Source organism: Tabrizicola fusiformis (genome assembly GCF_013328815.1).
Lineage (GTDB): Bacteria > Pseudomonadota > Alphaproteobacteria > Rhodobacterales > Rhodobacteraceae > Fuscibacter.
Window position 1 is genome coordinate 430850 of the sequence record NZ_JABUHN010000002.1, and the last position, 25690, is coordinate 456539.

The 25690-nt window shown below is 65.8% G+C and carries 25 protein-coding genes; 8 read left to right on the plus strand and 17 right to left on the minus strand.

Annotated features, from left to right (window positions below):
• A complete protein-coding gene (preA, locus tag HS053_RS04640; RefSeq protein ID WP_174210032.1) occupies nucleotides 1-1302 on the plus strand; it encodes an NAD-dependent dihydropyrimidine dehydrogenase subunit PreA in 1302 nt (433 codons plus the stop codon).
• Nucleotides 1303-1409: 107 nt separating this feature from the next.
• Here the strand turns inward: preA and HS053_RS04645 are convergent, their stop codons facing one another.
• Nucleotides 1410-1640, minus strand: coding sequence for a hypothetical protein (locus HS053_RS04645; protein WP_174210033.1), 231 nt, complete (start codon nucleotides 1638-1640; stop codon nucleotides 1410-1412).
• A 79-nt stretch (nucleotides 1641-1719) separates the two neighbouring features.
• Here HS053_RS04645 and HS053_RS04650 point away from each other — a divergent pair, with 79 nt between their 5' ends.
• Complete coding sequence (locus HS053_RS04650; protein ID WP_174210034.1) at nucleotides 1720-2703, plus strand: LLM class flavin-dependent oxidoreductase; 984 nt, start codon at nucleotides 1720-1722, stop codon at nucleotides 2701-2703.
• A 28-nt stretch (nucleotides 2704-2731) separates the two neighbouring features.
• Here HS053_RS04650 and HS053_RS04655 read toward each other — a convergent pair whose 3' ends face one another.
• From HS053_RS04655 to pyrC, 15 genes are all read right to left on the minus strand, one after another.
• Complete coding sequence (locus tag HS053_RS04655; RefSeq protein WP_174210035.1) at nucleotides 2732-4639, minus strand: KUP/HAK/KT family potassium transporter; 1908 nt, start codon at nucleotides 4637-4639, stop codon at nucleotides 2732-2734.
• A 63-nt stretch (nucleotides 4640-4702) separates the two neighbouring features.
• Nucleotides 4703-5359: an SDR family NAD(P)-dependent oxidoreductase gene (locus HS053_RS04660; protein ID WP_174210036.1), complete on the minus strand. Its 657-nt coding sequence runs from the start codon at nucleotides 5357-5359 to the stop codon at nucleotides 4703-4705.
• 93 nt (nucleotides 5360-5452) lie between these two features.
• On the minus strand, nucleotides 5453-5821 hold the full coding sequence (locus HS053_RS04665; RefSeq protein ID WP_174210037.1) for an iron chaperone: 369 nt from the start codon (nucleotides 5819-5821) through the stop codon (nucleotides 5453-5455).
• Between the two features lie 94 nt (nucleotides 5822-5915).
• On the minus strand, nucleotides 5916-7391 hold the full coding sequence (gene purF / locus HS053_RS04670; RefSeq protein WP_174210038.1) for an amidophosphoribosyltransferase: 1476 nt from the start codon (nucleotides 7389-7391) through the stop codon (nucleotides 5916-5918).
• A gap of 129 nt (nucleotides 7392-7520) precedes the next feature.
• A complete protein-coding gene (locus tag HS053_RS04675; RefSeq protein WP_174210039.1) occupies nucleotides 7521-8111 on the minus strand; it encodes a CvpA family protein in 591 nt (196 codons plus the stop codon).
• A 19-nt stretch (nucleotides 8112-8130) separates the two neighbouring features.
• Entirely contained in the window at nucleotides 8131-9489 is a 1359-nt protein-coding gene (radA, locus tag HS053_RS04680) for a DNA repair protein RadA (RefSeq protein WP_174210040.1), read from the minus strand.
• Between the two features lie 31 nt (nucleotides 9490-9520).
• Nucleotides 9521-9955 (minus strand): paraquat-inducible protein A, encoded by a 435-nt coding sequence (locus tag HS053_RS04685; protein ID WP_174210041.1) that lies wholly within the window; start codon nucleotides 9953-9955, stop codon nucleotides 9521-9523.
• A 39-nt stretch (nucleotides 9956-9994) separates the two neighbouring features.
• Nucleotides 9995-10762 carry a DNA repair protein gene (locus HS053_RS04690; RefSeq protein ID WP_241699747.1) on the minus strand — a complete coding sequence of 256 codons (768 nt, stop codon included), beginning with the start codon at nucleotides 10760-10762 and terminating at the stop codon, nucleotides 9995-9997.
• 164 nt (nucleotides 10763-10926) lie between these two features.
• Nucleotides 10927-11673, minus strand: coding sequence for an ABC transporter ATP-binding protein (locus tag HS053_RS04695; RefSeq protein ID WP_174210042.1), 747 nt, complete (start codon nucleotides 11671-11673; stop codon nucleotides 10927-10929).
• On the minus strand, nucleotides 11670-12326 hold the full coding sequence (locus HS053_RS04700; protein ID WP_174210043.1) for a hypothetical protein: 657 nt from the start codon (nucleotides 12324-12326) through the stop codon (nucleotides 11670-11672). Before HS053_RS04700 ends, HS053_RS04695 begins: the two co-directional genes overlap by 4 nt.
• A gap of 5 nt (nucleotides 12327-12331) precedes the next feature.
• Nucleotides 12332-13117, minus strand: coding sequence for an MlaE family ABC transporter permease (locus tag HS053_RS04705; RefSeq protein WP_174210044.1), 786 nt, complete (start codon nucleotides 13115-13117; stop codon nucleotides 12332-12334).
• On the minus strand, nucleotides 13114-14163 hold the full coding sequence (gene alr, locus HS053_RS04710; protein WP_174210045.1) for an alanine racemase: 1050 nt from the start codon (nucleotides 14161-14163) through the stop codon (nucleotides 13114-13116). Before alr ends, HS053_RS04705 begins: the two co-directional genes overlap by 4 nt.
• A 258-nt stretch (nucleotides 14164-14421) precedes the next feature.
• Complete coding sequence (locus HS053_RS04715; protein ID WP_174210046.1) at nucleotides 14422-15954, minus strand: replicative DNA helicase; 1533 nt, start codon at nucleotides 15952-15954, stop codon at nucleotides 14422-14424.
• 224 nt (nucleotides 15955-16178) lie between these two features.
• A complete protein-coding gene (locus HS053_RS04720) occupies nucleotides 16179-16856 on the minus strand; it encodes an orotate phosphoribosyltransferase (protein ID WP_174210047.1) in 678 nt (225 codons plus the stop codon).
• Between the two features lie 108 nt (nucleotides 16857-16964).
• Complete coding sequence (gene pyrC, locus HS053_RS04725; RefSeq protein WP_174210048.1) at nucleotides 16965-18008, minus strand: dihydroorotase; 1044 nt, start codon at nucleotides 18006-18008, stop codon at nucleotides 16965-16967.
• A gap of 181 nt (nucleotides 18009-18189) precedes the next feature.
• Here pyrC and HS053_RS04730 point away from each other — a divergent pair, with 181 nt between their 5' ends.
• Together HS053_RS04730 and HS053_RS04735 are read left to right on the plus strand one after the other, a co-directional pair.
• Nucleotides 18190-18486: an antifreeze protein gene (locus HS053_RS04730; protein WP_174210049.1), complete on the plus strand. Its 297-nt coding sequence runs from the start codon at nucleotides 18190-18192 to the stop codon at nucleotides 18484-18486.
• Nucleotides 18487-18489: 3 nt separating this feature from the next.
• Nucleotides 18490-18876: a lysozyme inhibitor LprI family protein gene (locus tag HS053_RS04735; protein WP_174210050.1), complete on the plus strand. Its 387-nt coding sequence runs from the start codon at nucleotides 18490-18492 to the stop codon at nucleotides 18874-18876.
• Nucleotides 18877-18883: 7 nt separating this feature from the next.
• Here HS053_RS04735 and HS053_RS04740 read toward each other — a convergent pair whose 3' ends face one another.
• Entirely contained in the window at nucleotides 18884-19870 is a 987-nt protein-coding gene (locus HS053_RS04740; protein ID WP_174210051.1) for a phosphoadenosine phosphosulfate reductase, read from the minus strand.
• 451 nt (nucleotides 19871-20321) lie between these two features.
• Here HS053_RS04740 and HS053_RS04745 point away from each other — a divergent pair, with 451 nt between their 5' ends.
• The 4 genes from HS053_RS04745 to HS053_RS04760 all read left to right on the plus strand — a co-directional run bounded on the left by HS053_RS04745 (nucleotide 20322) and on the right by HS053_RS04760 (nucleotide 25612).
• Nucleotides 20322-21221 carry an AAA family ATPase gene (locus tag HS053_RS04745; protein ID WP_174210052.1) on the plus strand — a complete coding sequence of 300 codons (900 nt, stop codon included), beginning with the start codon at nucleotides 20322-20324 and terminating at the stop codon, nucleotides 21219-21221.
• The gene (locus tag HS053_RS04750; protein ID WP_174210053.1) at nucleotides 21218-22087 is read left to right on the plus strand and encodes an MBL fold metallo-hydrolase; all 870 of its coding nucleotides are present in this window, start codon (nucleotides 21218-21220) and stop codon (nucleotides 22085-22087) included. The genes HS053_RS04745 and HS053_RS04750 overlap by 4 nt, the downstream gene beginning before the upstream one ends.
• Nucleotides 22084-23361, plus strand: coding sequence for a vWA domain-containing protein (locus tag HS053_RS04755; protein ID WP_174210054.1), 1278 nt, complete (start codon nucleotides 22084-22086; stop codon nucleotides 23359-23361). The genes HS053_RS04750 and HS053_RS04755 overlap by 4 nt, the downstream gene beginning before the upstream one ends.
• 112 nt (nucleotides 23362-23473) lie before the next feature.
• Entirely contained in the window at nucleotides 23474-25612 is a 2139-nt protein-coding gene (locus HS053_RS04760) for an OmpA family protein (RefSeq protein WP_174210055.1), read from the plus strand.
• Nucleotides 25613-25690: the final 78 nt, after the last annotated feature.

Sequence of the window (25690 nt, forward strand, 5' to 3'; positions counted from 1 at the left end):
ATGGCAAATCTGACTTCGAATTTCATCGGCATCAAATCCCCCAACCCGTTCTGGCTGGCTTCGGCGCCGCCGACCGACAAGAAATACAACGTCGAGCGCGCGTTTGAGGCGGGCTGGGGCGGGGTGGTGTGGAAAACCCTCGGCTCGGAAGGGCCGCCCGTCGTCAACGTTTCCGGCCCGCGCTATGGCGCGATCTGGGGGGCGGACCGCCGCCTGCTGGGCCTGAACAACATCGAGCTGATCACCGACCGCCCGCTGGAGGTGAACCTTCAGGAGATCAAGGAGGTCAAGCGCAAGTGGCGTGACCGGGCCCTGATCATTTCGCTGATGGTGCCCTGCGACGAGGATAGCTGGAAGGATATCCTGAATCGCATCGAGGATACCGAGGCGGATGGGGTGGAGCTGAACTTCGGCTGCCCGCATGGCATGGCAGAACGGGGCATGGGATCTGCCGTGGGGCAGGTGCCGGAATATATCGAGATGGTCACCCGCTGGGTGAAAAAGCACAGCCGGATGCCCTGCATCGTCAAGCTGACGCCGAACATCACCGATGTCCGCAAGCCCGCCGAGGCGGCCAAGCGCGGCGGGGCCGATGCGGTGTCGCTGATCAACACCATCAACTCGATCACCTCGGTCAATCTGGATGACTTCAGCCCCGAACCGATGATCGACGGCAAGGGCACCCATGGCGGCTATTGTGGCCCGGCGGTCAAACCCATCGCGCTGAACATGGTGGCCGAGATTGCGCGGTCGGCGGAAACCCGGGGCCTGCCGATTTCCGGCATCGGTGGCGTCACCACATGGCGCGACGCAGCGGAGTTCATGGCGCTGGGGGCCGGCAATGTGCAGGTCTGCACCGCCGCCATGACCTATGGCTTCAAGGTGGTGCAGGAGATGATCTCGGGCCTGTCGGAATATATGGACAGCAAAGGCATGACCTCGACCGCCGATCTGGTGGGCCGGGCGGTGCCCAATGTCACCGATTGGCAGTTCCTGAACCTGAACTATGTGACCAAGGCCCAGATTGATCCCGATGCCTGCATCAAATGCGGCCGCTGCTATGCCGCCTGTGAAGACACCAGCCATCAGGCCATTGCCATGTCCCCCGACCGGGTGTTCAGCGTGAAAGACGACGAATGCGTCGCCTGCAACCTCTGCGTCAACGTCTGTCCGGTGGACAATTGCATCACCATGCGCACCCTGCCCAAAGGCGCCGTGGACGAGCGGACCGGGCGCAAGGTGGGCGATTATGCCAACTGGACAACCCATCCGAACAATCCTTCGGTGAAGGCCGCGGAATAGGGGGCGGGCCGGAGGAAACCCCCGGCCCCTCTGGCGCGCGAAGAATTTTCATCCGAAAATTCTTCTGGTTGAAAATTCTTCGGACGAAGAATTTTCGGGCACCCCGGTCAGCAGTGAAACTGCAGATGGCCGGGGTTGCAGATCACGATGAACAGGCCGCCGCATTCGATCAGATGAAATCCACGCCGCCGCACCTCGCGCAGGAAGGCGTCGCGTCCGACCTCCCGCTCGACATCGCGCACTGCGCGGCGGATGATCCCGCCTTCGGCGATGGCCCTTGCCGAGAAGGCGGCGTCGATCCAGCCGGAATGTCGGGTCGGGGGGCGATAGTGCTGCATGCGCCAAGCCTCGCCGCGAATCGGTTAATTCCGGGTTAACGCCCTTCCGCTTGGCCGGTGTCATGCCTAGATTGCGCCCATGGAATATTCGCTGCTCGATCTGTCACCGATCCCTGAAGGTGGCACCGCCGCCGATGCCCTGGCCAACACGCTGGACCTTGCCCGCCATGCCGAGGGCTGGGGCTATCGTCGCTTCTGGCTGGCCGAACATCACAACATGCCCGGGATTGCCAGCGCCGCAACCGCGCTGGTGATCGGCCATGTCGCGGCGGGCACAAGGGCAATCCGGGTGGGGGCCGGGGGGATCATGCTGCCCAACCATGCCCCCTTGCAGGTGGCCGAGGCTTTCGGGACGCTGGCCACGCTTTACCCCGGGCGGATCGACCTTGGCCTTGGCCGGGCGCCGGGCACCGACATGGCCACGGCGCGGGCGCTGCGGCGGCATATGCAGGCCTCGGACCGTTTCCCCGAGGATGTGCTGGAGCTGATCGGCTACCTCGATCAGCCGGAGCCCGAGGCGCGGGTGCGCGCCGTTCCGGGCGAGGGCACGCAGGTTCCGGTCTGGATTCTGGGGTCCAGCCTTTATGGCGCACAGCTTGCCGCCTATCTGGGCCTGCCCTATGCCTTTGCCAGCCATTTCGCGCCCGACCATCTTGAGGAAGCCGCCGAGACCTATCGCGCGACCTTCCGCCCCTCGCAATGGCTGGCGCGGCCGCATTTCATGATGGCGGTCGGGGTCTGTGCCGCGGAAACCGATGATGACGCGGTGTTCCTGCGGTCGTCGCAGATCCTGGCTTTTGCCCGGCTGCGGCTGGGCAATCCCGGCAAACTGCCACAGCCGACCCATGACCTGTCCGAGGTGCCGCCGCCGATGCTGCGGGAGGTCGGCCATGTGCTGGGCTGTTCGGCGGTGGGCAGCCCCGCGACGGTGCGTGACCGGCTTGCGGCGCTGATCTCGCGCTTTCGCCCGGATGAGGTGATGGTGACCGGCATGATCCATGATCACGCCAAACGGCTGGAAAGCCACCGCATCGCCGCCGAAGTGCTGAAAACGCTGACCTGACCCCGTAGGATGGGCAATCTGCCCATCCCTAGATGGTCAATTGCTGGCCCAGTTCGATCACCCGGTTCGTCGGCAGTCGGTAGAAATGCGTGGCATCCGCTGCCGAGCGCGACAACATGCGGAAGATGTTCTCTTGCCAAAGCGGCAGCCCGCCTTTGGACGCCGATTTGAACGACCGGCGGTTGAGGAAGAACGAGGTCGTCATGATGTCGTATTTGATGCCCTTCTTGCGCGCGAGCGCGAGGGCCTTGGGCACGTTCGGCTCTTCCATATAGCCGAAGTTCAGGTCAACCCGGGTGAAACGGTCGGAAATCGGGGTGATTTCCAGCCGGTCGGCATCCTCGACATAGGGGCGCGTCACCATGTTCACCCCGACAATCAGGTTCTGCGCATGCAGCACCTGATTGTGCTTGATGTTATGGGTCAGGGCGGCGGGGGCCATTTCCGGGTCCGAGGTCAGGAACACGGCGGTTCCGGGCACATTCACCAGCCGCGACGATTTGGCCAGCATCGCCGCCAGTTGTTCGATCGTGACGGCGCCGCGCCGCGCCTGTGTCAGCACATGGGCCGAGCCGCGCAGCCAGCTCCACATCAGCAGAACCATCGTGCTGGCGATCAGGATGGGGATATAGCCGCCATCGAACACCTTGAGGGCATTGGCCCCCAGAAACACCAGCTCCAGCGCCATCAGCGGCCCGACCACCGCAATCGCCAGGGCCAGCGGCCATTTCCACGCCCGCAGGAACAGCATGAAGGCCAGCGCCGAGGTGATCACCATATCCCCCGTCACCGCGATGCCATAGGCCGATGCCAGTTCAGAGGAGGAGCCGAACAGGACGACCAGAATGACCACCCCGATGCAGAGGATCATGTTCACCTTGGGCAGGTAGATCTGGCCATATTGGCTTTCCGAGGTGTGCAGGATTTCCAGCCGGGGCAGAAGACCCATCCGCACCGCCTGTTTCATCATCGAGAAGGCACCCGAGATCACCGCCTGGCTGGCAATCACCGTGGCGGCGGTGGCAAGGATCACCAGCGGCAAAAGCCCCCAGTCCGGCGCCATCAGGAAGAACGGGTTCGATGCCTTGGCCGGATCGGCCAACACCAGCGCGCCTTGCCCCAGATAGCTGAGGGTCAGCGCCGGAAACACCAGCGCCCCCCAGGCAATACGGATCGGCAGCCGGCCGAAATGGCCCATGTCGGCATAAAGCGCCTCGCCCCCGGTCACCGCCAGAAAGACCGAGCCCAGCACGATCAGCGAGGCCCAGCCGTTGGTGATCAGGAATTGCCCGGCATGGACAGGGTTCAGCGCGGTCAGGATTGTCCAGTCATCGCCGAGATGCATCAGCCCCATGGCGCCCATCGCCAGAAACCAGACCACCATGATCGGGCCGAACAGGATCGACACGGTTTCGGTGCCGTGGCGCTGCACGACAAACAGCGCGATGATGATGCCCAGCGTCACCGGCACGACGTAATCGTCGAAATCGGGTGCCACCAGTTCCATCCCCTCGACCGCCGAGAGAACCGACATGGCCGGCGTGATGATCGCATCGCCGAAAAACAGCGAAATTCCGATCATCCCCAACCCCAGAAGCCAGCCGGGCCGTTTGTTCAGCGCCTGTTGCACCAGCGCCACCAGAGACAGCGTGCCACCTTCGCCATTGTTGTCGGCGCGCATGATCAGCACGACATATTTGAGCGTCACGATCAGCGTTAGCGTCCAGATCAGAAGCGAGATCACCCCGATCACATCGTCCCGCGTCAGCCCGTCATGGGCGGCGGCGTGCAGGCTTTCGCGCATCGCGTAAAGCGGGCTGGTGCCGATATCGCCATAGACAACGCCGATACAGCCCAGCGTCAACAGGCCGAGACTGCTTTTGCCGTGCTGACCGGCCCCCGCATGGGCGGCGTCCGGAACGTCGGAATCAGTCACGGCTGGACCTCCAAGGATCTGCGATCTGCCTACCCCCGCGCTCTGCGGAACGCAAGGTGATGCTCAGAGTGCGTCGAGGATGCGGCGCGCTTCGGCACGCGGCTCGGTCAGCGGGCTGCGGTCCTCGCCGGGGAAAAAGCGGGCGCGGGTCGCGGTGGGCATCGGTGCCGGGGCGGCGATCACCACCCGCGGCCCGGTGCGCCGGGTTTCGGCCTGCCAGCTTTGCGCCAGGGCGATCTGCGCCGCCTTGGTCGCGCCATAGGCGCCAAAGAACGCCGTGCCGCCGCGCGGATCGTCAAAGAACAGCGCGGTGCCGTCATGGGCGCGCAGCAGCGGCTCGACCATCGGGATCAGGCTGCCGGTTGCGCGCAGGTTGGTGGCGATCGACTTGTCGAGATCCTTGCCATCCACCGACGAGGCCGGGGCCAGCGGCGCCACATGCACCGCCGGATGCGCCCAGAGGCCGACGCCGCCCCAGCGGTCATGGACCGAGCGGCAAAGGTGGCGCATGGCATCTTCGTTGGTGATGTCCATGGGGGCCAGCGTCAGGCTGCCCGCGCCGGGCAGGCCCAGTGCCTTGACGCGGTCGTCCAGCTCTTCCAGCGCGCCCACGGTGCGGGCGACCGCCACCACATGCCAGCCGCGGGCCGCCAGTTGCTCGGCCAAAGCCGCGCCAAGGCCGCGCGAGGCGCCGGTGATCAGGGCGATCTTCTGGGACATCGGGTTGCTCCTTGGCCAGCCGCGACGGGGGCGCAGCACCCCCGAACCCCTGCGGGATATTGGGGAACAGGTGAAAGGGCAAGGGGGCGGAGGCTAGCCGCGGCGGCCATAGCCTGCGGCCAATTCGTCTTGCCGGACCGCCACGATGCGCGCGATGAGGCTGGCGGGCAGGGGCCGCTCCGGCGTGAAGAGGACGCCGGATTTTGAGGTTTTGAACGGAGTGCAGTCGATCTGCGGGATCACGCTGCCCGAATGCGGGTAAAGGCCAAGGTGGCGGGCAAAGGCGGCATAACCTGCGACCATCTTGCCCTTGGGGCCCGGCTGGCGAAAGCCGGGCATGGCGTAGCTGAGGCATTCGATATGGTCGGGCAGCAGCGCGCGCAGGGTGGCGCGCAGATCGGTCAGGGCGCGATGCTGATCCTCGGGCAGGGCGGCAAGATAGGCGTCAACCTCGGCGGACATCGGGGCAACCTCGGGATGGGCAGATTGCCCATCCTACGCGGGCCACCGGGCGCCGTATAGGGTGGATGGGCAATCTGCCCATCCCCCGCGATGCCTACTCCGCCGCCTTCATCTCGAAGCCTTCCTCGATCTTGTCCGAGGGGGCCACCGGGTAGTCGCCCGAGAAACAGGCGTCGCAGAACTTCGGCGCCTTGGGGTCGCGGCCCGCTGCCTCGCCCGCGGCGCGGTAAAGCCCGTCCAGCGAGATGAACTTCAGGCTGTCCACCCCGATCCAGTCGCGCATTTCCTCTTCCGACATGGTGGCGGCCAGAAGCTTGGCCCGCTCGGGCGTGTCCACGCCATAGAAACACGGCCAAGCGGTGGGCGGCGAGGCGATGCGGAAGTGAACTTCGGCTGCGCCCGCCTCAAGGATCATGTCCTTGATTTTGCGGCTGGTGGTGCCGCGCACCACCGAATCGTCCACCAGAATCACCCGCTTGCCCTTGATCAGCGCGCGGTTGACGTTCAGCTTCAGCCGCACCCCCATGTTGCGGATGCTCTCGGTCGGTTCGATGAAGGTGCGGCCCATATACTGGTTGCGGATGATCCCCATGGCATAGGGAATGCCGCTTTCCTGACTGAAACCGATGGCAGCAGGCGTGCCCGAATCCGGCACCGGGCAGACCAGATCGGCCTCGACGGGGGCTTCGCGCGCCAGTTCCACACCGATCTGGCGGCGGGTTTCATAGACCGAACGGCCGCCGATGATAGAGTCGGGGCGCGAGAAATAGACCTGCTCGAAGATGCAGAACCGGCTGGCGGCGGGGGCGAAGGGGCGCGAGGAGTTCACCTTGCCATCCTCGATCACCACCATCTCGCCCGGCTCGATCTCGCGGACGAATTCGGCGCCGATGATGTCCAGCGCGCAGGTTTCCGACGACAGCGCCCAGGCATTGTCACCCAGACGGCCCAGCACCAGTGGCCGCACGCCCAAGGGGTCGCGCACGCCGATCAGCTTGGTCCGCGTCATGGCGACGATGGAGAAGGCGCCTTCGACCCGGCGCAGCGCATCCTTGATCCGTTCGGCGATGCTCTTCTGGATCGAACGCGCCATCAGATGGATGATGCATTCGCTGTCGGAAGAGGATTGGAAGATGCTGCCGCGTTCGATCAGCTCGCGGCGCAGGGCGGCGGCATTGGTCAGGTTGCCGTTATGGGCGATGGCCGCACCACCCATCGAAAACTCGCCGAAGAAGGGCTGCACGTCGCGGATGGCGGTGGCGCCCTTGGACCCGGCGGTGGAATAGCGGACATGGCCGATGGCCAGCGGGCCGGGCAGGTCTTTCATCACCTCGGCCTTGGTGAAATTGTCACGCACATAGCCAAAGCGGCGCGCCGAGTTGAAGCCGTGGTCGGGATCATGGGCGACGATGCCGCCCGCCTCTTGGCCGCGATGTTGCAGCGCGTGCAGCCCGAGGGCCACGAAATTGGCCGCGTCCTTGACACCGAGGACGCCGAAGATGCCGCATTCCTCCTTCAGCTTGTCTCCGTCGTCGAGGGGGGCGAAGGGGTGGGCGGGGAAGCGGCGCATGGGCTCTCCGAATCCTGAAGGGGGTATGCGCCCCCCTTTAGGCCGATTGCCCGGCGCTGTCACCCCCAAGAAACCCCCCACGCCGCGCTGCGGCGCAGGGGGGCTGTGCGGCGATGCCCAGTTCTGGGCTCAGTTCGAGGCGGGCGCCGGGGCCGGCGTGGGCGCGGTGCCGGCGCAGGCGGCGGTCAGATCATTATAGCGGGTCACGATCCAGCCCGGCGCATCATCGGGCACGGCAGCGTCGATATTGGCCTGGAACGAGGCGAAAATCTTGGCCGAACGGCTGTCGTCCACCATCGGCACCGTATTGGCAGCGACGGCACGGTCATAGACGAGGAAGGCCACGCCAACCAGAACGATGCCGCGCAGCACGCCAAAGAGGAAGCCCAGCCCCTGATCCAGCCCCCCCAGCGCCGAGCGCTGCACCACCGAGGAAAACAGCGGCGTAAAGAGCGAAGCCAGGATCAGCCCCACGGCAAAGACCGCCGCAAAGGCCGCGATGATCGACAATTCGCAGCTATCGCCCAGAAAATCGCCCAGCACCGGGATTTCCTTGACCAGCGGCTGCGCCGTGGGCGCAAAGATGAAGGCCAGAATGGCCGCCCCCACCCAGCCGGCAATCGCCATAGCCTCGCGCACGAAACCGCGCGAATAGGCCAGCACCGCCGAGAGAACGATGATCACCGCAACGCCCGCGTCGATCAGGGTAAAACCTTCCATCAGTCGCCTCCGACGGGTCTCAGCCCGCTCCGAACATCTCACCAGTGAAGGCGGTCAGGTCGGGCATTTCCCGCACCGTCATGCCCTCGACCCGCACCAGCTTGGACCGGCTGGGCGCGATTGCCTGTGAGAAACCAAGTTTCGCCGCTTCTTTCAACCTGTTTTCGGTCTGGCCGACCGGGCGCAGGGCGCCCGAGAGGCTGATTTCGCCGAAAAGGACTGTTTCCGGCGGGATGGCCACATCCTCGCGCGCCGACAAGAGGGCGGCGGCCACCGCCAGATCGGCGGCGGGTTCGGTCACCCGCATTCCACCCGCGACGTTCAGGAACACATCCAGACCCGCGAAAGGAATGCCGCAGCGCGCCTCAAGCACCGCCAGAATCGTGGAAAGCCGCCCAGAGTCCAGCCCGACCACCGTGCGCCGCGGCGTGCCGAGGGGGGAGGGGGCGACCAGCGCCTGAATCTCGGTCAGGACGGGCCGCGTGCCCTCGATCCCGGCAAAGACCGCACTTCCGGGGCTGGCCCCTCCGCGTTCCGACAGGAACAGCGCCGAAGGGTTGGTGACCTGCGACAGGCCATTGCCCGTCATCTCGAACACGCCGATCTCATCTGCAGGGCCAAAGCGGTTCTTCACCGCGCGCAGGATGCGGAACTGATGGCCGCGCTCGCCCTCAAAATAGAGAACCGTATCCACCATATGCTCGACCACCCGGGGCCCGGCGATCTGGCCTTCCTTGGTGACATGGCCGACAAGGATCACCGCCACGCCGCGCCGCTTGGCAAAAGTCACCAGCTCATGCGCCGCGGCGCGCACCTGACTGACCGAGCCGGGCGCAGCCTCGACCGTGTCCAGCCACATGGTCTGGATAGAATCGATGATGGCCAGCGCCGGGCGCTCGGCATCCAACGTGGTCAGGATGTCGCGCAGGTTGGTCTCTGCCCCCAGCCGCACCGGCGCATCGGCAAGGCCCAGCCGCTGCGCCCGCATCCGCACCTGCGCCGATGCCTCCTCGCCCGAGAAGTAAAGGCAGCTTACCCCGCGCCGCGCGAAACTGGCGGCCGCCTGTAACAGCAGCGTCGATTTGCCGATACCCGGATCACCCCCCACCAGAATGGCGCTTGCCGGAACCAGGCCGCCGCCCAGAACGCGGTCCAACTCGTCAATGCCGGAACTGGCGCGGGGCGGGGCGGCCTCTTCGGTGGCCAGATCGGTCAGCGGCACCGAACGGCCCTTGGCGCCCAGCGCCTTGGGCCCGGCCGAAAGCGGCGCCTCTTCGATGATCGAATTCCAGGCGCCGCAAGCCTCGCAGCGGCCGGCCCATTTGCGCGCGGTGGCACCGCAGGCGGTGCAGGTAAAGGCGGGGGCGGATTTGCTCATGTCCCCGTTGTGACGGCAAAGCACGCGGGGCTCAATCCCCCGCGGTGGCCCGCTCTGTCCGCCACGACACCCAGAGCGAGGTCAGGATGCAGCCGGTGAACAGCCACAGCCCCCAGGCGGTTTCCACCGTCACCATCCCCGCCCCCTTGGCCAGCACGACATAAAGCGACAACAGGAACACATCCGCCATGGCCAGCTTGCCCAGAACCGCCAACACCGGCAGGGCGGCAGGCTTGAGCAGGTCGTAATGGATCAGCGCCAGCCCCACCGTCTTGGCAAAGGGCGCAAAGACCGCAAGGAAAGTCACCAAGAGCGCCAGCGCCGCATCGCTGCCCCACAAAGATTGCAACCCGGTGACCACCGAAATCTCGTCCATCCCGAACAAGGGCAACAACGCCGCCCGCATCAGCGGCGCAAACCACGACAGCGGGAACAGGACCAAAAGGCAGAGGTTCACATATTTCATCTGCCCTTGCTGACCCGGGCGGGGCGGGGCGTCAAGCCGTCACTTCCCCGGCTTGGGCAGGGCCACCACATTGGCGTCGCGGATGTCCTCGTGGTCGAAATCATAGCCGAGGCCGGGCAGGATTTCCTTCAGATCGGCCTCAAGCCGGCGCAATTGCACCTGCGCCTGCCGTTCGTCCGCCTCGATATCGGTCAGCCAGCGGCGCAGCTCGTCGCAGGTGCGCCGGGCGATGGTCAGCCGCTCGGTCAGGGCCTGCACCTCTTGCTGGCGCTGTTCCAGAAAGGTGCGGGCGCGCGCCACCCGCTCATCCGAATAGGTGCGGGCAAGCTCGCGGGTCTCATGGCTCATCTGGGCGGCCAATTGCAGCAGTTCCGGCTCCAGATGGGCAAGGTCGGGGTGCTTGCGCAGATGTTCCAGCCGCGCCCGCATCGCATCGAATTCGGACGAAAGGGCGAAAACCCCGGCGCGGTCGGCGGCATGGGCGTGGCGATAGGCGCGGGCCACATCCTCCATCCCCATCGCAAAGGAACGGTGGCTGCGTTCCAGCCGGGCCATCCGCAGATTGGCGGGCAGAAAGAACAGGAGCATCAGCATCAGCGCCGTCAGCCCCAGTTGCAGCCACATCCCCGCCTGCGGCACAGCCTGCCCGCCGAAGAACAGCGCCACCTGCGGCCATGGCAACCAGCCGAAAGCCGCCGCGACCGAAGCCAGAACCAGCCCCGCCGCCACCAGCCCGATCAGCCCCTGTGCCACGGATTGCACCGCGCCCCGCGCCGAACCCAGCGCCGCGCCCAGACGACCTGTCATCACCCACCCCAAAACAACCCCGGGGTCAAGATTCCGCAAGTTGGTGAAAATGCAAAGCATTTCCGTGGTTCGGTGCCGGAATCAGGTGCAGAATCGGGGGGATAACCGGCACTGTCCCCTATAGCGAAACAGTGCAGCAACCTTTGGTTGCGTCGCGCGGCGACTCACCTGACGGCGGCGATCGGCCCCTCGGCCCGGCCATGGATGAATTGCTGCACATAGGGGTCGGGCGTGGCATCCATTTCGGCCACCGGGCCGGTCCACTGGATCACGCCTTCATGCAGCATCGCCACCCGGTCGGCGATGGCGCGGACCGAGGACATGTCATGGGTGATGGTCATGGCCGTCACCCCCATTTCCACCACAATCTCGCGGATCAGATCGTTGATGACCCCGGCCATGATCGGGTCCAGCCCGGTGGTCGGCTCGTCAAAAAAGATGATCTCGGGTGCTGCGGCAATGGCGCGGGCCAGACCCACGCGCTTTTGCATGCCCCCCGACAGCTCGGCGGGGAAAAGATCGGCGGTTTCGGGCTTCAGACCCACCCGGCGCAGCTTTTCAATGGCAATCTCGCGCGCCTCGGCCTTGGGCCGCTTCAGCGGGCCGCGCAGCAGGCGGAAGGCGACATTCTCCCAGACCTTGAGCGAATCGAAGAGGGCCCCGCCCTGAAACAGCATCCCGAACCGGGCGAGGAAAGCATCCCGCTCGGCCCGCAGGGCATCCTCGCCCTCCACCGTGATGCTGCCGGCATCGGGCCGCACCAGCCCCAGAATGCATTTCAGCAGCACCGATTTCCCGGTGCCCGAGCCGCCGATCACCACCATCGACTGCCCCTTGGGCAAGGCCAGATCGACGCCGCGCAACACACGGTTCGGGCCGAAGGATTTATGAACGCCCAAAAGTTTAATCATGCGCTGCCGCCTTGGCTGTCGTCGGGCGGAGGGAGGCGCTTTACTTCGTCGGGGCGAGGGAGCTGATCATAATCTTCCGATTTCTCACGGGCGATTCCCATGATTTCCGTCATGCGGTCGACAAGTGGTTTGACGTCCTTGCCGAACTTGCCAAGCGTCTCACCGAAATCGCTCATTCCGCCGAGAATTACATCAAGACGGCCTTTAGGCAGGTGAATTTCGCGTTCAATGGATGCAACCCGGTTCAAAAGGCGTCGCTTGTGCGGAACATCAAACAATTTGCTACTCGAGATCGCGGCTCGAATCTCTGCGCAAAGACGGAAGACTAAAGCAGTCTCGGAAGGTGCGAGCGAGAAGGTCGGATCAAGTTCATCTTCTATCGTTGCACTCGACGCAGAGCTAGTTCTCAGCGAATCCGGGATTGCTTCATAGGCATCAAGAATTGCGTGAAGGGACGAGAACCTCACGTTATGATATCTCTTATATGTTAGATCCTCTTCGTCAAAAAGGACGTCCATAAATTGCTTCGGAAACACACTCTTACCGTAGCCTGCCAGAGTCCTGACGACCTCGACATCCGCCTTAGTGCCTGAACCCGAGGCCGGCATTTTCTCGCGAACAAGGTTGTAAAGGGCCTTTTCATCATCTGTCATTCGGCTCATCCTGCACTGAAGAACACCTCCGTCAGCACATAGTTGGCGGCCAGGATCATCACCGACGCGGCCACCACGGCGGCCTTGGTGGCCGCCCCCACACCCTGCGCCCCGCGTCCCGAGGTCATGCCCATATAGCAGCCCATCAGCGCCACGATGAAGCCGAACACCGCGCCCTTGACCAGACCGGAACCGACATCCCAGAATTCCAGAAAATCCAGCGTGTTCTTCAGGTAAGTGGCCGAGTTGAAATCCAGCCGCGACACCGCCACCAGCCAGCCGCCGGCAATGCCGATGCTGTCGCCCACCGCCACCAGAACCGGCACCGCCAGCGTGGCGGCCAGCACGCGCGGCACCACAAGGTATTTCATCGGATTGGTCGAAAGCGTGGTCAGCGCGTCAATCTGCTCGGTCACCTTCATGGTGCCGATCTCGGCCGCGATGGAAGAGGCGACGCGCGCCGCCACCATCAGCCCGCCCAGCACCGGCCCCAACTCGCGCGTCATGCCGATGGCGACGATCGAGGGCACCACCGCCTCGGCGTTGAACCGCGCGCCCCCGGCATAGATCTGCAAGGCCAGCGCGCCGCCGGTAAAGATCGCGGTCAGCCCGACGACGGGCAGCGACAGCCAGCCGATCTGCACCAATGCATGAAGGAACTCGCGGCCATAGAAGGGCGGGCGCAGCAGATGGGCCAGCGCCTGCCCGGCATAAAGCGAGACCCGCCCCAGCGCCGCCAGCGCCGCCAGAACCGGCCGCCCCAGCGCCGCAAGGGCGCCCGCAACGCTCATGCGCCGCCTTCAAGGTAACGGCGGCCATAGCGGGCACCTAGGCCGGTCAACATCTCATAGCCAATGGTGCCGGCAGCATCCGCCAGATCGTCCGGCCCCTGATGCGGACCCAGAATGTCCAGATGGCGCGGCACCTCGGCCAGATGGCTGATATCCACCGTGATCAGATCCATCGACACCCGCCCGATCAGCGGGCAGGGCGTGTCGCCATCCCAGAGGACCGCATTGTTCGACAACCCGCGCAACAGACCATCGGCATAGCCACCCTGCACCGTGGCGACCAGCGAGGGCGCTTCCGCCTCCCAGCCGCAGGAATAGCCGACAAACTCACCGGGGCCGACCTCGCGGGTCTGGATCACCGGCAAGGACAGGCTGACCACGCGCAGCGCCCCCTCATAGGGCCGCCCGCCATAAAGCCCGATCCCGGGCCGGGTCAGGTCGAAATGATAGCGCGGCCCCAGCAGGATACCGCCCGTCGCCGCCAGCGACCGCGGCACGCCGGTGCCATCGGTCATGGCATGAAAGGCCGCAAGCTGCGCCTCGTTCATCGGATGGTCCGGCTCGTCGGCGCAGGCCAGATGCGACATCAGCAATTCAGGGCCAGCGTCCAGCACGAAAGGCGCCGCCGCCTCCCATTCCGCCTCTTCCATGCCCAGCCGGTTCATGCCGGTGTCCAACTGCACGCCAAAGGCATGGCCGGGCAGCGATTCCAGATGGCGCGTGACCTGTTCAAGGCTGTTGAGCATCGGTGTCAGGTCCAGATCGCCGATCATCTCGGTATCGCCCGCCATATGGCCGGACAGGATGCAGATTTGCGGCCCCGGTCCCAAAGCCTGCCGCACCGCCGCGCCCTCTTCCGAGGCGGCAACGAAAAATCGCCGCGCCCCGGCCCGCGCCAGCGCCCGCGCCACGCGACCCGCGCCCAAGCCATAGGCATCCGCCTTCACCACCCCCGCCGTCTGCACGCCGGAGGCCGAAGCCTTGTCGAGCGCGCGCCAGTTGGCCGCGATCGCGTCGAGATCAATTGTCAGGGTTCCAGTAGCCATGCCCGGGTTTTGACAGCCCCGTGCGCGGGGTCAAGGGGAAATCCTCAGAGCGGGGCGGGCTTGGGGGGCATCGAGCCCCCCAAGCCCGCGCTGCCGCGGAAAACCGCCGGGCCGTGGTGCGGGCGGTCGCTCCGCGGGGAGTATTTGGCAAGGTGCAAATGCCATGAGGTGGCCTCTTTGCGCCCGGTCCTGATTTGCACCTTTTGAAATACTCCGGGGTCCGGGGCGGCGCCCCGGGGTTGGGCGTCAGCGCGCCGCTCAGACGCCCACGTCGCCGCCGCCGCCCTGCCAGGGTTTGGCGAGGTTGCCGAAGCGGGTGAAGCGGCCTTCGAAGCTGAGTTCGACCGAGCCGATCGGGCCGTGGCGCTGTTTACCGATGATGACTTCGGCCTTGCCATGGACCTGTTCCATGGTGGCTTGCCAGGCCGCCATCTTTTCCAGCTCGTGATCGCCTGGCTTTTCGCGCTCCTTGTAGTATTCATCGCGGTAGACGAACATCACCACATCGGCGTCCTGTTCGATGGAGCCGGATTCCCGCAGGTCGCTGAGTTGCGGGCGCTTGTCTTCGCGGCTTTCGACCTGACGGGAGAGCTGCGACAGGGCGATGACCGGGATGTTCAGCTCCTTGGCGATGGCCTTCAGCCCTTGGGTGATTTCCGAAACCTCTTGCACCCGGTTCTGTTCGCTGCCCTTGGACGAGCCTTTCAGCAGTTGCAGATAGTCGATCACCAGAAGGTCAAGCCCCTGCGTCCGTTTCAGCCGCCGCGCCCGGGCGGCGACCTGGCTGATCGGCAGGGCGGGGGTGTCGTCGATATAGAGCGGGCAGTTTTCCAGCGCCTTGGCGGCTTCGACAAAGCGGCGGAACTCGCCCTCGGTCATGTCGCCGCGGCGGATTTGTTCGGACGGCACTTCCGAGGCTTCCGACAGGATCCGGGCGGCCAGTTGTTCGGCGCTCATTTCAAGGCTGAAGAAGCCGACCGCGCCGCCTTCGACCGCGCCTTCGCTGCCATCGGGTTTGCGGCCGCGGCGATAGGCTTTGGCGACGTTGAAGGCAATGTTGGTGGCCAGCGAGGTCTTGCCCATCGAGGGGCGCCCGGCCAGGATCAGCAGGTCGCTTTCATGCAGGCCGCCCAGCTTCTTGTCGAGATCGACAAGCCCGGTCGAAATCCCGGCAAGGCCGCCGCCGCGCTGATAGGCGGCATTCGCCACATTCACAGCATCGGTTACTGCCTTGAGAAAGCTTTGGAAACCGCGTTCGGCGACACCCTGTTCGCCCAGCTTGTAAAGCTTCTGCTCGGCTTCGGTGATCTGTTCCTTCGGTTCGTTGGCCACATCCACCTTGGCGGCCTTGGCGGCGATGTCGCGGCCAAGCGCGATCAGTTCCCGCCGCACCGCCAGATCATAGATCATCTGGGCATAATCGCGCGCCGCAAAGGCGGAAATCGCCGCCCCTGCCAGCCGCACCAGATAGGCCGGGCCGCCGAGTTCGCGCAGCCCCTCATCCTCTTCGAAGAAGGGTTTCAGCGTGACAGGGCTGGCCAGCGCATTCTTGAGGATGCGCGCGGCGGCCTTCTGAAAGATGCGCTGATGCACCGGGTCAAAGAAATGCTCGGCCTTCACCAGCGAGGAGATGCGGTCATAGACATCGTTATTGGTCAGGATTGCGCCCAGAAGCTGCTGCTCGGCCTCGATATTATGGGGCAGAACCTCGGCTTCGGCGGCGGGCGCCGCAGCAGCGGTCGTGGCGGGGGCCAGAGGCAGGGCAGGGCGCAGCGTGGCAATCTCGGTCATCTGATCCTCCGTCGGAAGCCGTGGGATTAGCCTCTGGTCAGGGCGCCGTGCAATGGCGAACAAAGCTGTGGACAAGGCCGGGAGGCGGGATCGTCCCCTGCACCTTGGCGGCTTCAGCCTACCACATCTTGCGGGCGGCGGGCTGGATATATCCAGCGCAGCGATTCGGACGGCGGGTTATCCCCAAACCGTCCACAGCCGCTTCCCCGGTTATTTTGCGCCGGTCATTTGGCGCGGGCCGCCTGCCAGGCGCGGGGATCGGTCAGGAACTTCTCCACCTCGTTCAGGGTGGCCGCGTCAAAGGCGCCGGACTGGCGGGCCTCGGCCAGAACGTCCCACCAGGTGCAAAGATGCAGAAGCTGCACGCCATGCGCCGCCAGCCGCTCGGTCGTTTCGGGGAAGATCCCGTAGTAGAAGATCACCGCCGTATGGCCGCAGGTGGCGCCGGTTTCGCGGATCGCATCGACGAAAGACAGTTTCGAGCCGCCATCGGTCGTCAGATCCTCGACCAGCAGCACGCGCTGGCCTTCGGTCATCGCGCCTTCGATGCGGGCATTGCGGCCATAACCCTTGGGCTTCTTGCGCACATAGGTCATCGGCAGGGCCAGACGTTCGGCCACAAGGGCGGCAAAGGGGATGCCCGCCGTCTCGCCGCCGGCGATATTGTCAAAGGCTTCCATCCCGGCGTCGCGCATCACGGTGACGGCCAGAAAATCCATCAATGTCGAGCGGATGCGCGGGTAAGAGATCAGCTTGCGGCAGTCGATATAGGTCGGGCTGGGCAGCCCCGAAGCCAGCGTGAACGGCGTTTCGGCGTTGAAATGCACCGCCTTGATTTCCAGCAGGGCGCGGGCGGTCAGGCGGGCGATTTCCTCACGCGGGGGGAAGGTCGAGGGGATCATGGCAACTCTCTTTCGCTTGGCGGTTTCATCTTGGCCCAAATATCCCCGCCGGAGGCTTCTGCGGCGGATGCCGGACGCTCCGCGGGGGATATTTTTGCCAAGATGAAATCAGCTTTCCACATGCCAATGCACCGGGAAGCCGGGGTTGAAGACGGTGACGGGCCCCGCCTCGGTGAAGATCTTTTCGGGAAAGCTTTGCGGCTGTTCATGCTTGACCAGCCGCAGACGGGTTTCATTCGCGGGCAGCCGGTAGAAGGCCGGGCCGTTGAGGCTGGCAAAGGCTTCCAGCCGGTCAAGCGCGCCTTCTTCCTCGAACACATGTGCCAGAAGGGGCAGGGTGTTGGTGGCGGTAAAGCAACCGGCGCAGCCGCAGGCATGTTCCTTGAGCGCATCGACATGCGGCGCGGAATCGGTGCCAAGGAAATAGGCCGGGTGGCCCGAGGTGGCGGCGCGGCGCAGCGCAAGGCGGTGCTTTTCCCGCTTGGCCACCGGCAGGCAGTAGTAATGCGGCTTGATCCCGCCGACGAGGATATGGTTGCGGTTGATGATCAGGTGATGGGTGGTGATCGTCGCGGCCAGATTGGCGCCACCGGCGGCGGCATAGGCAACGCCCTCTTCGGTGGTGATATGTTCCATCACCACGCGCAAGTCCGGCAGGCGGCGGCGGAGCGGGTCCAGCACGGTGTCGATGAAGACCGCCTCGCGGTCGAAGATATCAACCTCGGGGGTGACCACCTCGCCATGGGTGCAGAGCGGCAGGCCGATTTCGGCCATTTTCTCCAGAACGGGCATCACGCGGTCCAGATCGCGCACGCCGCCGTGGCTGTTGGTGGTGGCGCCCGCCGGGTAAAGCTTGACCGCCTTGACCAGACCGCTGGCAGCGGCGGCGGCGACATCGGCGGGGTCGGTCCCCTCGGTCAGGTAAAGCGTCATCAGCGGCTCGAACCGGGCGCCTTCGGGCAGGGCGGCCAGGATGCGGTCGCGGTAGGCGGCGGCTTGCGCGCCGGTGACGACCGGCGGCACCAGATTGGGCATGATGATGGCGCGGGCGAAGTGGCGGGCCGTTTCCGGCAACACCCCTTGCAGCATCGCGCCGTCGCGCAGGTGCAGGTGCCAGTCATCGGGGCGGCGGAGGGTGATTTGCTGGGTCATGCCCAGCCCCTAGCGCAGCTTTGCCCGCTTTTCCAGATGGCAGGCGGGGGATGGCGCGGAATCCTCGCGGGGACGCAAAGTTTGTTTGCTGCAATGGTCGCACTGGCGCCCGCCGCGACGACCTGCGTAAGCTTGGCCCTGAACAGGCACCGGACAGGCCCGGAACAGGACGGAGAAATTGATGCGCATTCCCGACATGCAGGACATGTTCCTGCCCGCGATGGAGGCCGGGCTGATGCTGGCCGAGGCGCAGGTGGTCATCGCCCTGCGGCTGGCGGGGCTGGCCGGACTTTGGCCGGTCGATCAGGATGAAGGCTTGATCATGGTGGCCGAAAAGGTCGAGGCGGGTCATGCCTCGGCCGCCGCGGCGCTTTGGGCCGGTATGGGCGGCGCCACGGCGGGCGAGGTGGCGCTGGCCGCCATTGCCCCCCTGCGCGACCGCACCCGCGCCAATGCCCGCCGCCTGATGGGGGAATGAGCTATGCGGGCAGCGGTCGTGTTGCTGTTTCTGGCCTTGCCGGCAGGCGCGCAGGAGGTGGATTGCACCAATGCGATGGCCCAGCAGGAGATGAATTTCTGCGCCGAGCAGGATTATCTCGAAGCGGATGCCGCGCTGAATGACGCCTACAAACAGGCCCGTGCCGCGATGAAGGCGCTGGACGCCGATCTGCCTGCCGGGGATCAGGGGGCCGAAGCGGCGCTTTTGGCGGCGCAGCGGGCCTGGCTGCCCTATCGGGATGCCGCCTGCGCCAGCGAAGGCTGGATGATGCATGGCGGCAGCGCCGAACCCTTGGTGGTTTACGGCTGCCTTGCCACGCTGACGCGGCAGCGCACGCAGGATCTGCTTTATCTGGTGGAAGGGTTCTGACGCCTGCTCAGAGGCTTTGCTGCCCGACCGGAGCCCCGGCCTGAACCCCGTCTTCAGCCTTGCGCAGCAGTTTCTCCAGCCGCCGGGCAAAACGCGGGGCGCGCAGCCGCCGGGTGACCGACCGGCAGACCGAAATCGCAAGGCCGCGCCGCCCCTTATCTTCGGCCCGGTCAAGAATGGCCTGCAGATAGGGCGCGAAATCGCGGCGGCGGCGCCAGAGGCGGGCAAAGCTGAACCGGCCCAGCTTGCCCTGCATCGCCAGATCGACCAGTTCGGGCAGCACCCCCATATGGGCCAGCGCCCATTCGATCCGCCCGCCCATCAGCGGCGCCTTGAGAACGGTCACCCAAGGCGCGCGGAACAGGGCGGCGTGCATCGCCTCTTCGCTGACCATGGGGTCGTGGATCAGCACCACATGCCCCGCGCCTTCGGTCATCTCGGGCGCATAGCCATAGCGTGAGGTGAAATCGAGTCGCCGCGCGCTGCGGTGCCGCTTGTCCCAACCCGCCTGTGCCGGGTCGAGCGTGGCGCAGGGGCTGATCGCCAGAACCTGCGCACCGGGGGCGGTGACGGCAAAGGCGCAGGCGGCATGGGCGCCCATGCCGGCGCCGTAAAACAGCACGCGGTCGAAATCCTCAAAGAAAGCCTCATCGACCAGCCGGTCGAAAAAGGCATAGACCGCCGGGTCGCGGAACCATGTCTCCCCCTCGGCGAGAAGCGACAGATGCGACCAGCCCTGCGCCTGCGCAAGGGGTTGGCCCAGCGGCATCTGGCCGGGGCGGGCGCGGGCGGAACCGATGGTTTCAAAACTGACCAGCAGGGTGGTGCCGGCATCGGTGAAAAAGGCGTAATGGTCGGGCCCCAGCGGTTCGACATAGCCTTCCTCGGCCGTCATCGCCTCAAGTGCGGCGATCCAGGTGCGGCGATCGGTTGCTTGGGATGCCAGAAAGGCGGGATCGGTCCGGGTCTGGACCGGCGCATCATGATCGGACATCAGGCAACCTTTGGCACAAAAACGTCAGGAGGGGCGGGCGGGAACTGTCTGTTAGTTTCGTCGCAGCCGCAGAGTCGGACAAGCGAAATTGTGTCGCAAAAGTGTCCCGCGCTGCGGACAGTCCGGCTGGATTGTTTCAGAAAATCCCGAAATGGCACAACTTTGATATGAATTTTTTGGATTGCGGATCGACTCTCTGGCGAAAATGCGGCGGCGCATTGCAGAAAAAGACAGGTTTAAGGAAGGCGCTTCTACCTATGCGTGCGGTCGCGGCAGGGCGCCGGATGGTGTGCACGGGGTGGGGCGGGGCCTCTGGCCGATGCCTCCGGCGGGAGTATTTGGCAAGGTGCAAATGCCGGGTCATGCTGCTTAGGTCGCAGAGGGCGCGGCCGGGATTGACCCTGCGCTGCGGCGCGGCCAGCATGGCGCAGCCTGAGGAGGAGGCCCCGCCGTGACAGTTCTTCCCGATACGATCGACGCCGTCGAGGCGCTTCTGGCGCGTGAAGGCTATGTGGCGGCGCGCTCGCTGGCTTGCGTGGTGTTTCTGGCGCTGCGTCTGGGCAAGCCGCTGTTTCTTGAGGGCGAGGCCGGGGTGGGCAAGACCGAGATCGCCAAGGTTCTGGCGCAGGCTTTGGGCCGCCGCCTGATCCGGCTGCAATGCCATGAGGGGCTGGATGCGGCGAGCGCGGTGGCGGAATGGAATTTTGCCGCGCAGATGATTGCCATCCGTGCCGGCGAGGCGGCAGGCATGGCGGAGGGGCGGGCGAGTCTTTTCACCGAGGACTATCTGATTGAGCGGCCCCTGCTGGCCGCGATGCGACCGCAGCCGGGCGGGGCGCCGGTTCTGCTGATCGACGAGCTGGACCGCACGGATGAACCCTTTGAGGCGTTTCTGCTGGAGGCGCTTTCCGAGTTTCAGGTGACCATTCCCGAGCTTGGCACCATTCGCGCGCCCGAGCCGCCCATCGTGATCCTGACGTCGAACCGCACGCGCGAGGTGCATGACGCGCTCAAGCGGCGGTGTCTGTATCATTGGGTGGATTATCCGGGCTATGAGCGCGAGCTGGAGATCCTGAACGCGAGGGTGCCGCAGGCGGCGGCGGAATTGTCGCGGCAGGTGGTGGCCTTCGTGCAGCGGCTGCGCGGCGAGGATCTGTTCAAGAAGCCGGGCGTGGCAGAAACCATCGACTGGGCGAAATGCCTGCTGGCGCTGGATGTGGTCACCCTCTCGCCCGAGGTGATTGCCGATACTTTGGGGGCGCTTCTGAAATATCAGGACGATATCCAGAAGATCTCGGGCCATGAGGCGGGCCGCCTGCTGGACGAGGTCCGCAAGGGGCTGGCGGCATGACCCCGGGGCTGACCGTTCTTGAGGTGCAGCCGGGGATTCTGGCCTTTTGGCAGGGGCGGGACGGCCTTCGTTTTGCCGAAGGGGAGAATTGGGTGGATGACGGGGCGCTGTCGCTGGGCATCGCCTCTTATGCGCTGACGGCGGGGGACCGGGGAATCGTCTATGACACCCATGTCAGCCCCGCCCATGGCCGCGCCATCCGGGCCGAGCTGGAGCGGCGGGGGGTGCGGCACATGACGGTGGTGCTGTCGCATTGGCATCTGGACCATGTGGCGGGGACCGAAGCCTTTGCCGATTGCGAGATCATCGCCAATCCGCGCACCCTTGCCCATTTGCAGGCCCATAAGGCCGGGATCGAGGATGGCAGCTTTCACGGTGCGCCGGCGATCTGCCCGCTGATCCTGCCGGAGCGGATCTTTGACGGGCGGCTGGTGCTGGAGCTGGGCGGCGCGCGGGTGGAATTGCTGACGGCGAATATCCACAGCGACGATGCCACGGTGATCTGGCTGCCGGAGCGGCGGGTGCTGCTGGCGGGCGACACGGTGGAGGATTGCGTGACATGGGTCAGCGAACCGGAGGGGTTCGCGGCCCATCTGGCCGACCTCGCCCGGCTGGCGGCGCTGGGGACTGGGCGGATGCTGCCCAACCATGGCAGCCCCGAGGTGATTGCCGCAGGCGGCTATGGCCCCGGCCTGCTGACAGCCACCGCCGACTACATCCGCCGCCTGCAAGCTTCGGGCGGTGATCCGGGTCTGACGATGGCCGAAGCCATGGCGCCGCATCTGGACAATGGCACCCTGCGCTGGTTCGCGCCCTATGAGGCGGTCCATGCGCAGAATCTGGCCCGGGTCGCCGCGCTGACATGACGGTGGCCGACCTGCCTGCCGAGGGCAAGCTTGCCCGCAACATCACCCATTTCGCCCGCGCCCTGCGCCGCGCCGGGCTGCCCATCGGGCCGGGCCGGGTGATCGAGGCGGTGCGGGCGGTAGAGTTGGCGGGCTTCACCGAACGCGAGGATTTCTACTGGACGCTGCACGCCGTCTTCGTCTCGCGTCCCGAAGAGCGGGCGGTGTTCCGGCAGGTGTTCCGGCTTTACTGGCGCGATCCGCAGTTTCTGGAGCAGATGATGTCTTTCCTGCTGCCGCAGGTCCGCGGCAGCCAGCCCGAACGCGCCGCCGATGCCGCCGAGAAACGCGCGGCGGAGGCTTTGCTGGACGGGGCCGGGCCGGAACCGCCGCCCTTGCCCGAAGGGATGGAGCAAGACGACGCGCAGATCGAGATTGATGCCACCGCCACCGCCAGCGCCGAAGAGCGGCTGAAGACGCTGGACTTTGAGCTGATGTCGGTGGCCGAGATGGCCGAGGCGAAGCGGATGCTGGCGCGGCTTACGCTGCCGGTGGCGCCGCTGACCACGCGGCGGCTGGCCGCCACCGCGCAGGGGCGGCTGATCGACGCGCGCGGCTCGATGCGCGCGGCGCTGCGGTCGGGCGGCGAGATGCTGACGCTCAAACACCTCAAACGGCGGCAGCGCTGGCCCAATCTGGTGGTGATCTGCGACATTTCCGGCAGCATGAGCCAGTATTCCCGCATGGTGCTGCATTTCATCCATGCCGTGGCCAACCGCAAGGGGCAGGGCTGGGCGCGGGTCCATGCCTTTACCTTCGGCACACGGCTGACCAACATCACCCGGCATCTGCGGGCGCGTGACGTGGACCTTGCGCTGAAAGCGGCGGGGGCAGAGGCGCAGGACTGGTCCGGCGGCACGCGGATCGGCGCCTGCCTGCACGCTTTCAACCGCGACTGGTCGCGCCGGGTGCTGGGGCAGGGCGCCGTCGTGCTGCTGATCACCGACGGGCTGGACCGTGACGATGCGGCGCTTCTGGCGCGCGAGGCCGAGCGGCTGCACCTGTCGGCGCGGCGGCTGGTCTGGATCAACCCCTTGCTGCGTTGGGACGGGTTTGCGCCCCGGGCGGCGGGAATCCGCGCGCTCTTGCCCCATGTGGACAGTTTCCGCGCCGGCCATTCCGTTGCCTCGCTCGAAGGGTTGGGGCGGGTGATCTCCGACCCCGGCGATGGCGGCGAAAAAGCCCGGCTGATGCGGTTGATGGGCGATAACCGGGCCGGATCAATCGGAGTTTAGCCGCTGATATGGCATAACAGGGCCGATCGGTTCTTTACCTTGCGCCGAAGCCCCGTGCATTTTGCATGTCATGGAATCGGCGGGGCCTGTCGGGAACCGGAAAGGAATTTCGATGCGTAAACTTCTCACTTCGACGGCGGCATTGTCGCTGGCTTTCTCTGGCGTGCAGCCCTGGCCGCTTCTGGCCCAGACCCTGACCGGCGACGGCAGCGTGGTTGCGGCAGACGGCACCGTGCTTTGCACCCCCACCGCCGAGGCGGCTTGCGATCCGGCCGATTACCACGATCAGGCGATGGCGATCGAAGATGCGATGCGCGCCGCCGAAGAGGCCGCCGCTGCGGAGGCTGCTGCGGCAGAACAAGCCGCTGCTGAGGCTGCCGCTGCGGAACAAGCTGCCGCTGAACAAGCTGCGGCGGAGGCTGCTGCCGCTGAACAGGCCGCAGCGGAAGCTGCCGCTGCCGAGCAGGCCGCCGCCGAACAAGCTGCTGCGGAAGCTGCCGCCGCCGAACAAGCTGCCGCCGATCAGGCTGCGGCGGAGGCCGCCGCTGCTGAACAAGCCGCCGCCGATCAGGCTGCGGCTGAGGCCGCCGCCGCCGAACAAGCCGCCGCCGAGCAAGCCGCGGCAGAGGCTGCCGCCGCACAGGCCGAAGCCGATGCCAAGGCTGCGGCAGAGGCCGCACCCGAAGAGGCCACCACCGAAGAACCGGCCCCCGAGGCGGTAACCGAGGAACCGGCGCCTGAAGCCGCGACCGAAGAACCCGCGCCCGAGGTGACCACCGAGGAGCCCGCCCTCGAAACGGCGACCGAAGCCGCCCCGGAGGCTGCCGTCGAGGAAGTCGTGCCGGAAGTGACCCCCGAGGCCGGCGCGCAGGCTACGACGGAAACCACCGCCGAAACCGCCGCCGAAACCCCGGCAGAGCCGGTGGCCGAGCCGACCCTGACCCTGCCCGATCCGGCCGTTGTCGAACCCGATCCGGCCGCCGGCCTGCGCGTGGCCGATCCGGTCCCCGCCGAAGAGGCCACCCCGGTCGATGCCCCGGTTCCGACCGAGGCCGAGGTCGAGACCCTTTCGACCATCCTTGCCGAACCCGGCGCGCTTGACCCCACCGCGCTTGAGGCTTCGGCGGCCTTTGCCGCCCCCAGCTCGGACGCCCATCAGGCGACTTCCGGCGCCGAGGCCGCGGCCACGACCGAGACCGACCCGAACGCCGCCACCCATCCGACGCCCGAGGTCCGCACCCTTGGCAGCGTTCTGGTGGAAACCGTCGGTGAAGACGGCACCCGCCGCTCGGATCAGGAATTCACCGCGCCGCCGGTGGCCTTGGCCGATGGCAAGAAATCCGGCCTGTCGAACCTTGAAAAGGTCGGCCTTGTCGCGCTGGGCGCGCTGGTGGTCGGTGCCATCATCAACGAAGGCCGCAAGGATGAACGCCGCGTGGTCTCGAACACCGGCGACCGGATTGTGGTGCTGAAACCCGATGGCACCTATCAGGTCTACAAGGACGATGACGCCACGCTGCGCCGCCCCGGCTCGACCGTGCGGACCGAAACCTACCGCGACGGTTCGACCCGCACCATCGTCGAACGCGCCGACGGCACGCAGATCGTGACGATCCGCGATGCCTCGGGCCGGGTGCTGCGCCGGGCGCAATATGACAGCCGGGGCCGCGAACTGGTGCTGATCGACGATTTCTGGGAAGAAGAGCCGGTCGTCGTCTCGAAACTGCCGCGTCCGAAGAAAGAGCGGGTGACCATCTCGGCCAAGGACGAGAATGCCGCGCTCAAGGCGGCGCTGGCCGCGAAAGAGGCCAAGAAGGCTGGCCGCAGCTTTACCCTGCGCCAGATCCGCGAAATCCCCGAAGTGCGCGCCCTTGCCGCCACGATCGACGTGGAGCGGATCACCTTCGACAGCGGCTCTTCCGCGATCAAGGCCGGCGAGGCAGAGAATCTGGCCGAACTGGGCAGCCTGATGCAGGATCTGCTGGATGCCAACCCCGGCGAGGTCTTCCTGATCGAAGGCCACACCGATGCCGTGGGCAATGCTGCGATGAACCTTGCGCTGTCGGACCGCCGGGCGGAATCGGTGGCGCTGGCCCTGACCGAATATTTCGACATCCCGCCGGAAAACATGGTGGTGCAGGGCTATGGTGAGGCGGAACTGCTGATCGACACGCAAAAGGACGAACGCCGCAACCGCCGCGTCGCCGTGCGGGTGATCACGCCCCTGATGAAGGTGGCCAAGGGCGGCTGAGACCGTTTGACAGACCAGACGCCCGCAGAGGAAACTCTGCGGGCGTTGTCATGTCTGCCCGACCTTTGGACAGTGGTC

Coding starts and splice junctions, on each gene's coding strand:
- preA (WP_174210032.1), top strand. CDS start 1: ATGGCAAATCTGACTTCGAATTTCATCGGCATCAAATCCCCCAACCCG.
- HS053_RS04650 (WP_174210034.1), top strand. CDS start 1,720: ATGGAATATTCGCTGCTCGATCTGTCACCGATCCCTGAAGGTGGCACC.
- HS053_RS04660 (WP_174210036.1), bottom strand. CDS start 5,359: ATGTCCCAGAAGATCGCCCTGATCACCGGCGCCTCGCGCGGCCTTGGC.
- HS053_RS04690 (WP_241699747.1), bottom strand. CDS start 10,762: ATGACAGGTCGTCTGGGCGCGGCGCTGGGTTCGGCGCGGGGCGCGGTG.
- HS053_RS04645 (WP_174210033.1), bottom strand. CDS start 1,640: ATGCAGCACTATCGCCCCCCGACCCGACATTCCGGCTGGATCGACGCC.
- HS053_RS04685 (WP_174210041.1), bottom strand. CDS start 9,955: ATGAAATATGTGAACCTCTGCCTTTTGGTCCTGTTCCCGCTGTCGTGG.
- HS053_RS04720 (WP_174210047.1), bottom strand. CDS start 16,856: ATGATCCCCTCGACCTTCCCCCCGCGTGAGGAAATCGCCCGCCTGACC.
- HS053_RS04675 (WP_174210039.1), bottom strand. CDS start 8,111: ATGGAAGGTTTTACCCTGATCGACGCGGGCGTTGCGGTGATCATCGTT.
- HS053_RS04740 (WP_174210051.1), bottom strand. CDS start 19,870: ATGTCCGATCATGATGCGCCGGTCCAGACCCGGACCGATCCCGCCTTT.
- alr (WP_174210045.1), bottom strand. CDS start 14,163: ATGGCTACTGGAACCCTGACAATTGATCTCGACGCGATCGCGGCCAAC.
- HS053_RS04705 (WP_174210044.1), bottom strand. CDS start 13,117: ATGAGCGTTGCGGGCGCCCTTGCGGCGCTGGGGCGGCCGGTTCTGGCG.
- HS053_RS04755 (WP_174210054.1), top strand. CDS start 22,084: ATGACGGTGGCCGACCTGCCTGCCGAGGGCAAGCTTGCCCGCAACATC.
- HS053_RS04665 (WP_174210037.1), bottom strand. CDS start 5,821: ATGTCCGCCGAGGTTGACGCCTATCTTGCCGCCCTGCCCGAGGATCAG.
- HS053_RS04760 (WP_174210055.1), top strand. CDS start 23,474: ATGCGTAAACTTCTCACTTCGACGGCGGCATTGTCGCTGGCTTTCTCT.
- HS053_RS04700 (WP_174210043.1), bottom strand. CDS start 12,326: ATGACAGATGATGAAAAGGCCCTTTACAACCTTGTTCGCGAGAAAATG.
- HS053_RS04730 (WP_174210049.1), top strand. CDS start 18,190: ATGCGCATTCCCGACATGCAGGACATGTTCCTGCCCGCGATGGAGGCC.
- pyrC (WP_174210048.1), bottom strand. CDS start 18,008: ATGACCCAGCAAATCACCCTCCGCCGCCCCGATGACTGGCACCTGCAC.
- radA (WP_174210040.1), bottom strand. CDS start 9,489: ATGAGCAAATCCGCCCCCGCCTTTACCTGCACCGCCTGCGGTGCCACC.
- HS053_RS04715 (WP_174210046.1), bottom strand. CDS start 15,954: ATGACCGAGATTGCCACGCTGCGCCCTGCCCTGCCTCTGGCCCCCGCC.
- purF (WP_174210038.1), bottom strand. CDS start 7,391: ATGCGCCGCTTCCCCGCCCACCCCTTCGCCCCCCTCGACGACGGAGAC.
- HS053_RS04750 (WP_174210053.1), top strand. CDS start 21,218: ATGACCCCGGGGCTGACCGTTCTTGAGGTGCAGCCGGGGATTCTGGCC.
- HS053_RS04735 (WP_174210050.1), top strand. CDS start 18,490: ATGCGGGCAGCGGTCGTGTTGCTGTTTCTGGCCTTGCCGGCAGGCGCG.
- HS053_RS04695 (WP_174210042.1), bottom strand. CDS start 11,673: ATGATTAAACTTTTGGGCGTTCATAAATCCTTCGGCCCGAACCGTGTG.